The organism is Curtobacterium sp. MCLR17_040 (assembly GCF_003234735.1).
In the GTDB taxonomy this organism is placed as follows: domain Bacteria; phylum Actinomycetota; class Actinomycetes; order Actinomycetales; family Microbacteriaceae; genus Curtobacterium; species Curtobacterium flaccumfaciens.
In genome coordinates this window covers 185,370-194,553 of the sequence record NZ_QKTE01000004.1, presented here as the reverse complement: position 1 = coordinate 194,553, position 9,184 = coordinate 185,370, and the positions used below count along the sequence as shown (strand labels likewise).

General features: G+C 70.7%; 10 protein-coding genes. 6 read left to right on the top strand and 4 right to left on the bottom strand.

Annotated features, from left to right (window positions below; genetic code table 11):
* The first annotated feature begins 39 nt into the window (after window positions 1–39).
* Window positions 40–942, top strand: coding sequence for a M48 family metalloprotease (locus DEJ01_RS06200; RefSeq protein WP_071406122.1), 903 nt, complete (start codon window positions 40–42; stop codon window positions 940–942).
* Window positions 943–946: 4 nt separating this feature from the next.
* Here the strand turns inward: DEJ01_RS06200 and DEJ01_RS06195 are convergent, their stop codons facing one another.
* A complete protein-coding gene (locus DEJ01_RS06195) occupies window positions 947–2,230 on the bottom strand; it encodes a winged helix-turn-helix domain-containing protein (RefSeq protein WP_111088255.1) in 1,284 nt (427 codons plus the stop codon).
* A gap of 93 nt (window positions 2,231–2,323) precedes the next feature.
* Between DEJ01_RS06195 and DEJ01_RS06190 the strand changes: the two genes are divergently transcribed.
* Entirely contained in the window at window positions 2,324–3,583 is a 1,260-nt protein-coding gene (locus tag DEJ01_RS06190) for an AI-2E family transporter (protein ID WP_051596497.1), read from the top strand.
* A 48-nt stretch (window positions 3,584–3,631) separates the two neighbouring features.
* The gene (ilvA, locus tag DEJ01_RS06185) at window positions 3,632–4,891 is read left to right on the top strand and encodes a threonine ammonia-lyase (RefSeq protein ID WP_111092495.1); all 1,260 of its coding nucleotides are present in this window, start codon (window positions 3,632–3,634) and stop codon (window positions 4,889–4,891) included.
* Between the two features lie 132 nt (window positions 4,892–5,023).
* Here the strand turns inward: ilvA and greA are convergent, their stop codons facing one another.
* Window positions 5,024–5,512 (bottom strand): transcription elongation factor GreA, encoded by a 489-nt coding sequence (gene greA, locus DEJ01_RS06180; RefSeq protein ID WP_017886739.1) that lies wholly within the window; start codon window positions 5,510–5,512, stop codon window positions 5,024–5,026.
* Window positions 5,513–5,583: 71 nt separating this feature from the next.
* Entirely contained in the window at window positions 5,584–6,075 is a 492-nt protein-coding gene (locus tag DEJ01_RS06175; protein WP_017886738.1) for a DUF4307 domain-containing protein, read from the bottom strand.
* 19 nt (window positions 6,076–6,094) lie between these two features.
* Between DEJ01_RS06175 and mca the strand changes: the two genes are divergently transcribed.
* Together mca and DEJ01_RS06165 are read left to right on the top strand one after the other, a co-directional pair.
* Window positions 6,095–6,985: a mycothiol conjugate amidase Mca gene (gene mca, locus DEJ01_RS06170; RefSeq protein WP_027464504.1), complete on the top strand. Its 891-nt coding sequence runs from the start codon at window positions 6,095–6,097 to the stop codon at window positions 6,983–6,985.
* Window positions 6,982–7,287 (top strand): hypothetical protein, encoded by a 306-nt coding sequence (locus tag DEJ01_RS06165; protein ID WP_017886736.1) that lies wholly within the window; start codon window positions 6,982–6,984, stop codon window positions 7,285–7,287. Before mca ends, DEJ01_RS06165 begins: the two co-directional genes overlap by 4 nt.
* Before the next feature lie 246 nt (window positions 7,288–7,533).
* Here the strand turns inward: DEJ01_RS06165 and DEJ01_RS06160 are convergent, their stop codons facing one another.
* Window positions 7,534–8,247 carry a hemolysin III family protein gene (locus tag DEJ01_RS06160; protein ID WP_071406128.1) on the bottom strand — a complete coding sequence of 238 codons (714 nt, stop codon included), beginning with the start codon at window positions 8,245–8,247 and terminating at the stop codon, window positions 7,534–7,536.
* A gap of 96 nt (window positions 8,248–8,343) precedes the next feature.
* Between DEJ01_RS06160 and DEJ01_RS06155 the strand changes: the two genes are divergently transcribed.
* Window positions 8,344–9,129, top strand: coding sequence for an isoprenyl transferase (locus DEJ01_RS06155; RefSeq protein ID WP_111092506.1), 786 nt, complete (start codon window positions 8,344–8,346; stop codon window positions 9,127–9,129).
* Window positions 9,130–9,184: the final 55 nt, after the last annotated feature.

Sequence of the window (9,184 nt, the reverse complement as noted above, 5' to 3'; positions counted from 1 at the left end):
CGCCGCGCGTCCAGTTCTGACCCCAGCGTCGGATCCGACGTGTACAGCGCCATCGCGCGGAACAAGCGCAACACCGTGGTCATCGTCCTGGTGTTCCTGCTGATCATCGGCGCGCTCGGGTTCCTCGGCGGGTACCTCGCCGGCAACGTCTCGATCGGCTTCATCGTGCTCGTGGTCGCGCTCGGGTACGCGGTGCTGCAGTACTTCCTGGCGGCACGACAGGCCACCGCGATCGCCGGTGGAGTCGAGATCGACCGTGCCTCCGAACCACGGCTGTGGCGCACCGTCGAGAACCTCGCCATCGCGACCGGCATGCCGATGCCCCGGGTGTTCGTCATCCCCGATCCCTCGCCGAACGCCTTCGCCACCGGGCGTGACCCGGAGCACGCGGTGGTGGCGGCGACGACGGGGCTGCTCGAGCTCATGGACGACCAGGAGCTGCAGGGCGTGATGGCGCACGAGCTCGGACACGTCCGGAACTACGACATCCGGGTGTCCACGATGGTCTTCGGACTCGTCGTGGCCGTCGGCCTCATCGCCGACGTCCTGCTCCGCATCTCGATCTTCAGCGGCCTGTCCGGCGGGCGGAACCGCAACTCGGACAACGGCGGCAGCGCCAACCCGGTGCTGCTCATCGCCGGGATCGTCGCCGTCATCGTGGCCCCGATCGCCGCGGCCGGCGTGCAGGCGGCGGTGTCCCGGCAGCGCGAGTACCTGGCCGACGCGACGGGTGCGATGACGACCCGGCACCCGGAGGGCCTAGCCCGGGCCCTCGAGAAGCTCGGCGCGTACGGCCGACCGATGCAGACGCAGAACTCCTCGATGGCGCACCTGTGGATCGCCGACCCGATGCGCCCCGGTGTGATGGACCGACTGTTCTCGACGCACCCGCCGCTGCCCGACCGCATCGCGCGGCTGCGGGCGAACGCCGACCGGTTCTGACGGGTCAGCCGATGCCGTCGGCGGCGGTGTCGTCGGCCGTCTCGATCGGTTCGGGGGTGTCCGCGTCGTCAGCGGACTCGTGCGGCACCAGGGGCACTCCGAGCGCCCCGGCGACGGCCGCAGCAGCGGTTCCTCGGTCGGTCACCTCGATCGCGCCGAGACCCTGCCAGCTCGCGGTCCGTCGCAGTGTGTCGGCGAGCCGCTCGGGGTCCAGGTGCTCGCCGGGTTCCTGCCACGCGGTCCGGACGCGGAGCACCCCGCGCTGCCGGTCGCTCTTCAGGTCGATCCGCCCGACGAGCCGGTCGTCCTGCAGCACCGGCAGCACGTAGTAGCCGAACACCCGCTTCGGGGCCGGCGTGTAGATCTCGATCCGGTAGTGGAAGCCGTACATCCGCTCGGCCCGCCGCCGGAACCAGACGACCGGATCGAAGGGGCTCAGCACCGCGTCCGCCGTCAGCTGCCGGGGGACCCGAGCCCCGACGTGCAGCCAGGCCCGCTCGCCCCAGCCCTCCACCCGCACCGGCAGGAGCTCGCCCGCGTCGGTGAGCTCGGCGATCGCGGTGGCCGTGTCGTCGGAGCGCAGTCGGTAGTAGTCCGCGATGTCCGCTCGGGTGCCGATGCCGAGCGCCCGTGTGGCCTGGCGCACGAGCTCGAGCACGGCGTCGGCACGCGGCGGGGCGGTCTCGAGGAAGCCCGCGGGCAGCACCTGCTCCGGCAGGGCGTACACCCGCTCGAACCCGGCTCGTCCGGCACTCACCGCCTCGCCCCAGCGGAACATCTGCTCGAGCCCGAGCTTCACGTCGCTCCACCCCCACCAGGGGCCGCGTCGCACGTTCGACTCGTGCTCCACCGCGCTCGCCCGCATCGGCCCCTCGGCCCGGAGCAGGGCGTGCAGTTCGCGCCGGACGGCAGCGGTCCGGGTGACGCCGTCGACCCGGGTCGGGCCGGCGTCCCGCTCCCGCAGGGCGTCCATCCGCCACCGGAACAGCCGCAGGTCGTCGCGGGGGATGAACGCCGCCTCGTGCGCCCAGTACTCGGTGTACGGACCCGAGCGTCCGAGCGTGAGGCGGTCGAGCGTCGACCGGTCGTAGGCCCCGAGTCGGGCGAAGAGCGGCAGGTAGTGGCTGCGTTCGAACACGTTGACGGAGTCGATCTGCAGCAGCCCGAGCCGGCCGAACGCGGCGTTCAGCGCCCGCGTCGAGACCGGCTCGGCGGGTGGCCGTCCGAACCCCTGCGCGGCGAGTGCGACCCGGCGGGCCTCGGCGGCGGAGAGCGTCGACCTGGGCATGCCGCGACGCTACCGAACCCCGCCGACATGAGCGTCCACGAACGTATGCCGTATCTGGCACCTGACGGGAAGCACATCGCTACACTCGGGCCCATGGCATGGGGAAGCAAGCAGACACACCCCGACCCCGTGGTCGAGGAATCCGTCCCGGTCGGCGTGCGCATCGCCGGCGCGTGGTCGTGGCGGGCGCTCGTCGTCGTGGGCGTGATCGCCGTCTTCATCTGGCTCGTCACGGTCTTCAGCGAGATCCTCATCCCGTTCCTGGTCGGCATCGTGGTCTCGGCGCTCCTCGTGCCGATCTCCAACTGGCTGCAGCGGCACCACGTGCCGAAGTGGCTCGCCGTCGTGATGAGCCTGCTCGGCGGCATCGCGGCGCTCGGTGGCCTGATCTGGCTCGTCGTCGACCAGATCATCGCGTCCTACCCGTCCCTGCGTGACCGGACGGTCGACCAGTACGCGAACATCAAGGACTTCGTCCTGAGCTCCGGGTTCGGCATCAGCCAGTCCGACGTCAACGGCTGGCTCGACGACGGCACGAAGTGGCTGCAGGACAACTCCGCGTCGATCCTGTCCGGGGTCGCCAGCGCGGGTTCGGGTGCGACGCACGCCTTCGAGGCGCTCTTCATCATCCTGTTCACCACGATCTTCCTGCTGATCGACGGCAAGAACGTCTGGCGCTGGTCCGTCCGGCTGTTCCCGAAGAAGGCCCGTGCAGCGGTGGACGGCGCCGGTGTCGCCGGCTGGATCACCCTGACGAGCTTCATCCGCGTGCAGATCTTCGTCGCCTTCGTCGACGCGGTCGGCATCGGCCTGGGCTCCTTCATCGTCGGGCTCTTCTTCGGCGGCATGCCGCTGGTGATCCCGATCGCCGCGTTCGTGTTCCTCGGTGCGTTCATCCCGGTCGTCGGTGCCATCGTCACGGGCTTCCTGGCGGTGTTCGTCGCGCTGATCTTCAACGGTCCCCTCGCGGCGGTCCTGGTGCTCGGCGTCGTCCTGCTGGTCCAGCAGATCGAGGGCCACATCCTGCAGCCGCTCGTCATGGGCAACGCGGTCAAGGTCCACCCGCTGGCGGTCGTCCTCGGGGTCACCGCGGCCTCCGGGCTCGCCGGCATCGCCGGAGCGTTCTTCGCCGTGCCGCTGATCGCGACGCTGAACGCCATGGTCACCACCATCGCGAGCGGACGCTGGCGACGGCTCGACTCCGACCACGTCCTCGAAGCGACGCCCAAGCGCGGGCAGCACGGGCAGATCCAGTTGCTCCGACGACGTCGGCACAAGGTCGGGGACGACGTCCCGGCGCCGGGCGTCGACTCGGGTCCCTCGGCCGAAGAAGACACCGCCAGCACCAACTGAGCGTCACACGAGTTCGCCGCGGGGCCCCGGAACGACGATGATGGGGGAGTGACCGACACCAGCGCCTCCCCGCACACGCTCGCCGCGATCCCGACCCTCGCGGACATCGAGGCGGCGCGCGAGACCATCAAGGGCGTCGCACGCATCACCCCGATGGAGACGTCGCAGTTCCTCGCCGAGCTGCTCGGGTCGCCGGTGCACCTGAAGTGCGAGAACCTGCAGCGCACCGGTGCCTACAAGGTGCGCGGTGCCTACAACCGGCTCTCGACCCTGTCCGCGGAGCAGCGCGCCAAGGGCGTCGTCGCCGCGAGCGCCGGCAACCACGCGCAGGGTGTCGCCCTCGCCGCCCGCGAGCTCGGCATCCCCGCGACGATCTTCACGCCGGTCGGGGTCGCCCTGCCCAAGCTGCAGGCCACGCGCCACTACGGCGCCGACGTCGTGCTGCGCGGCCACTCCGTGGAAGAGGCGCTGAGCGCCGCGAAGGACTTCGCCGCCCACACCGGCGCCGTGTTCATCCCGCCGTTCGACCACCCGGCCGTGATCGCCGGGCAGGGCACGCTCGGCCTCGAGATCATCGACCAGGTGCCCGATGTCGACACCGTCGTGGTGCCGATCGGTGGCGGCGGCGTCATCTCCGGCATCGCACTCGCTGTGAAGGGCATGGCCGAGCGGCTCGGACGGCCGATCCGGGTCATCGGCGTGCAGGCGGAGAACGCTGCGGCCTACCCGTCGTCGATCACCGCCGGCGAGCCCGTCACCATCACCACGAAGCCGACCATCTCCGACGGCATCGCGGTGGCGCGCCCCGGCGACCTGAACTTCCCGATCATCCGCGACCTGGTCGACGACATCGTCACCGTCTCGGACGACGACACCGCCCGCGCCCTGCTCGTCCTGCTCGAGCGCGCCAAGCTCGTGGTCGAGGCAGCGGGGGCCGTCGGCGTCGCCGCGATCATGTCCGGTGCCGTCCGCGACACCGGCCGCACCGTGGTGCTGCTGAGCGGCGGCAACATCGACCCGCTCATGATGGAACGCGTGATCACCCGCGGGCTCGTCGCGGCCTCGCGCTACATCGGCATCCGCATCATGCTGCCGGACCGCCCGGGTCAGCTCGCCCGCGTCGCCCAGGTCATCTCGGACGCCGGCGCGAACGTGGTCGAGGTGCTGCACACCCGCCACGGGCAGGGTCTGGTCATCAACGAGGTCGCGCTGGACCTGTCGATCGAGGCGCGTGGCCCCGAGCACGCGCAGGAGGTCATCCAGCGCCTCCACGAGGTCGGCTTCCGCCCGGAACTCCTCGAGCACTAGTCCGCGACGATCCACGAGTCGTTCGACGCGTGGACTGTCGGAAGTGCGGCGCGCGCTCTGGGCGCGACCAGCGGACAGACAGGAGGCCCGTGGCGGTGTCGCCACGGGCCTCCTGTCTGCAGTGGGCCGGGTCTACGGCTCGTAGCGCTCGATCTTGACGACCTCGACGGCGATCTCCTTGCCGTTCGGCGCCGTGTACGTGGCCTTGTCGCCGGCCTTGAGGCCGACGATGGCCGCGCCGACGGGGCTGACCGGGCTGTAGACCGTCAGGTCGGAGCCCTCGGCGACGATCTCGCGGCTGCCGACCAGGAAGGTGGACTCGTCGCCGGCGATGACCGCCGTGACGACGGTGCCCGGCTCGACGGTGCCGTCGAACTCCGCTTCGCTGACGGTGGCGTGCTTGAGGAGCTCGGTGAGGACGCGGATGCGGGCCTCGATCTTGCCCTGCTCGTCCTTCGCGGCGTGGTAGCCGCCGTTCTCCTTGAGGTCGCCCTCTTCGCGAGCGGCCTCGATGCGGCGCGCGATCTCGGCACGGCCCTCGCCGCTCAGCTCGTCGAGCTCCGCCTTGAGACGGTCGTGCGCCTCCTGGGTCAGCCAGGTGACCTGCGTGTCGTTGCTCATGTTCTGTCCCTTCGACCATGAAAAAACGAGACCGGCCGAGTGGTCGGTCTCGAGAGGCGAATCAGGACAGTCTAGGGAATCCAGCAGTCGTGGATCAAGCCGGTCACGCCCCGCGTCGTCGTGGTGACCTGCGTGGAGATGCTCCGGCTGCGCTGTTCGGACGCCGGCACGGTGATCTCCTTCCAGCCCACGATCGAGTAGCTCTTGTCGAGGACCTGCACGGCGCACTTCGCCTCGACACCCGGGTCGACGGACACCTGCGAGTGGACGACGGTGCTGTGCTCGGACAGCACCTCGTACCCGATGACGTCCTGGTCGAGGCCGCGGTCGGACTGGTCGAGCCCGGCCCAGATCACCCACGCACCGAAGACCACGACGACCGCGATGGCCGCGACGATCGCGAAGAGGCGGCTGCGGCGCTTGCGGGCCGGTGTGCGGCCGTAGCGCTCGTCGAGGGTGGCGGTCTGGTGCTGTTCGGACAGTTCGGGGCTCCCGGGGTGGATATCCTGATCCCAGGGTAGTTCACGCGACGCTGTGCGCTGCCCGCGTCCGACGCCGCTCACCCGCAGTGAGGAACCCCACGTGCCCTACCGTCTGCTGGCCGTCCACGCCCACCCCGACGACGAGTCGAGCAAGGGTGCCGCGACCGCCGCGAAGTACGTGGCCGACGGGCACCAGGTGCTCGTCGTGTCCTGCACCGGTGGCGAGGCCGGCGACATCCTGAACGACCAACTCGGCGAGCCGGCCACGAGCCGTGCCCACCGTGACATGGCCGGGTACCGCCGCACCGAGATGGCCGCGGCGCAGCAGGCGCTCGGCATCGACCACGTGTGGCTCGGGTACCACGACTCGGGGCTGCCCGACGCTGAGAAGGGCGAGACGGTCCGGCCGGGCACGTTCTCCACGGTGCCGCTCGAGTACAGCACCGAGGCCCTCGTCCGCGTGATCCGCCGGTTCCGCCCGCACGTGCTCGTCACCTACGACGAGAACGGCGGCTACCCGCACCCCGACCACATCCGCACGCACGAGGTGTCGATGGCCGCGTGGTCCGCCGCCGCCGACCCGTCGGCGTACCCGTCCGCCGGTGCCCCGTGGTCGATCGCGAAGCTCTACTACGAGCGCACGATGAACCCGCGCCGCTTCAGCACGATCTTCGAAGCCCTGCAGGAGCGCGACCCGGACAGCCCCGCGATCGAGCAGCTGCGCGAGTGGGTCGAGCGGTTCGCCGACCGGCCCGACCTCGCCACCACCCACGTCGACGTGCACGAGTACTTCGACCAGCGTGACGCCGCACTCCGCGCTCACGCCAGCCAGGTCGCACCGGACAGTGCCTTCTTCTACTGGCCGAACGACCTCCTCGCGACGGTGTGGCCGACCGAGGACTACCAGCTCGTGGAGGCACGCGTGCCGACCGAGCTCCCGGAGACCGACCTGTTCGCCGGGATCCCAGCCGACAAGGAACCGACCTCGTGAGCACCATCGCGGCGGCACTCGCCGCCACCCCCAGCCCCAGCCCCTCGGTCGTCCCCGACGTCGACGTCACCCCGGGTGTCGTCGGGTTCATCGCGATCGCACTCGTCGCGATCGTGACGATCCTGCTCGTGGTGGACATGACCCGACGCATCCGTCGGACCCGCTACCGTGCCGAGGTGCGTGAGCGGCTCGAGGCCGAGGCGAACGGCACCGCGGGCGACGGCACCGCGACGGACGAGCCGGAGCGGCGGGCGGCCGAGGACGGCCGGGCCGACGTCGGCGACGACACCGAGCGCGGCTGACACGACTACAGGGCGGCTGGCGCGACTACAAGGCAAACTGGCGCGGACCGCTCAGCGGTGACGCGCCAGCGGCACGCGGGCCGCGCCGACCGAGCCTGCGAGGGAGGGGTAGCGACCCCGCCACGGGCCTCCAGTCCGCCTTGTGCGCGCGCCGACCGGAACCGGGCGTACCTGGGCGGAACTTCCGGGTGAGTACGCCCGGAACCACCAGGCATCGCACGCGTTCTGGGAAGGAACGTGCGACGGTCAGCGCACCGGGTCCAGCGCGACGATGAGCACGCCGACCCACTGCGCGCCGAAGGCCACCACGGTCAGGGCGTGGAACACCTCGTGGAACCCGAACTGCGTCGGCACCGGGTTCGGCCGCTTGAAGCCGTAGACCAGGGCGCCGATGATGTAGGCGACGCCGCCGGACAGGATGAGCACGGTCATCGGGACGCTCGCCGCGAAGAACTGCGGCAGCAGTCCGAGCGCAGCGCACCCGAGTACCAGGTAGATCGGGACGTACAGCCATCGGGGCGCGTTGATCCAGAGCACCCGGAACGCGATGCCGAGCGCGGCGCCCGACCACATGACCCAGAGCACGACGACCATGAGCGTGTGCGGCAGGGCGCAGATCGCGACGGGCGTGTAGGTGCCGGCGATGAGCAACAGGATGTTGGTGTGGTCGATGCGCTTCAGCACGGCCTTCACCTTGGGCCCCCACGGGAACCGGTGGTAGGTCGCGGAGACACCGAACATCGCGAGCGACGTCGCCATGAACACCGCGCTGCCGACCTTCGCCGCGGTGCTGTCGGCGAGGGTGATCAGGACGATCCCCATCGCGATCGCGAACGGGAACGCACCGAGGTGGATCCAGCCGCGCCAGGCCGGACGGGGTTCGGCGGCGGTCGCGGTCGCCGACGCCTCTTCCGTGAACGGGACGTGGGGGAGTGTTCCGGTCTCGTGCTCGTCCTGCATGGTCCCGACCATAGGGCCTGACCCCGAACGGCAGCCACGTGTCCGCAGAGCGGGAGCCTCAGGGATCTGGTGTCGGTGGTGCACTACGCTCGGTGCGTGACCGGGACGGCGGGATGGACAGGGCGAGGGATCCTCTACCGCGCCTACCAGCGCCGGATCCGCCGCCAGCTCGAGGGTGCAGCGAAGCCCAAGCACGTCGCCATGATCGTGGACGGCAACCGCCGCTGGGCGAAGCAGCTCGGGCTCGAGTCCGCCGCACACGGCCACCGTGCCGGCGCCGCGAAGATCCCGGAGTTCCTGACGTGGTGCGACGACCTCGGCATCGAGGTCGTGACGCTGTACCTCCTGTCGGCCGACAACCTGACGGGTCGCGGCGGCGAGGAGCTCGAGGAACTCGTCGGCATCATCGCCGACCTCGCCGGGGTCCTGGCCGACAACCGTGACTGGCGCGTGCAGCACGTCGGGTCGAACGAGGGGCTGCCGGACAACCTGGTGACCGCGCTCGAACAGGCCGAGCAGCGCACCGCCGGCCGCACCGGCCTCCACGTCAACCTGGCCGTCGGGTACGGCGGCCGTCGTGAGATCGCGGACGCCATGCGCAGCATCGTGCAGGCGCACGGCGCGGGTGGCGGCACCATCGACACCCTGGCCGAGGTGCTGACGCCGGAGCTCATCGGCGATCACCTGTACACGCAGGGCCAGCCCGACCCCGACCTGGTGATCCGGACCTCGGGCGAGCAGCGGCTCTCCGACTTCATGCTGTGGCAGAGCGCGCACAGCGAGTTCTACTTCGTCGAGGCGTTCTACCCGGACCTGCGCGAGGTCGACTTCCTCCGCGCTGTCCGCGACTTCGGGCTCCGGTCGCGTCGCTACGGCGGCTGAGCAGCCACCTCCCGCACCGGGTTCGTCGGCGGAGCCGCGTCCCAGTAGGCTCTCA

Coding starts and splice junctions, on each gene's coding strand:
- DEJ01_RS06195 (WP_111088255.1), bottom strand. CDS start 2,230: ATGCCCAGGTCGACGCTCTCCGCCGCCGAGGCCCGCCGGGTCGCACTC.
- DEJ01_RS06190 (WP_051596497.1), top strand. CDS start 2,324: ATGGCATGGGGAAGCAAGCAGACACACCCCGACCCCGTGGTCGAGGAA.
- greA (WP_017886739.1), bottom strand. CDS start 5,512: ATGAGCAACGACACGCAGGTCACCTGGCTGACCCAGGAGGCGCACGAC.
- DEJ01_RS06160 (WP_071406128.1), bottom strand. CDS start 8,247: ATGCAGGACGAGCACGAGACCGGAACACTCCCCCACGTCCCGTTCACG.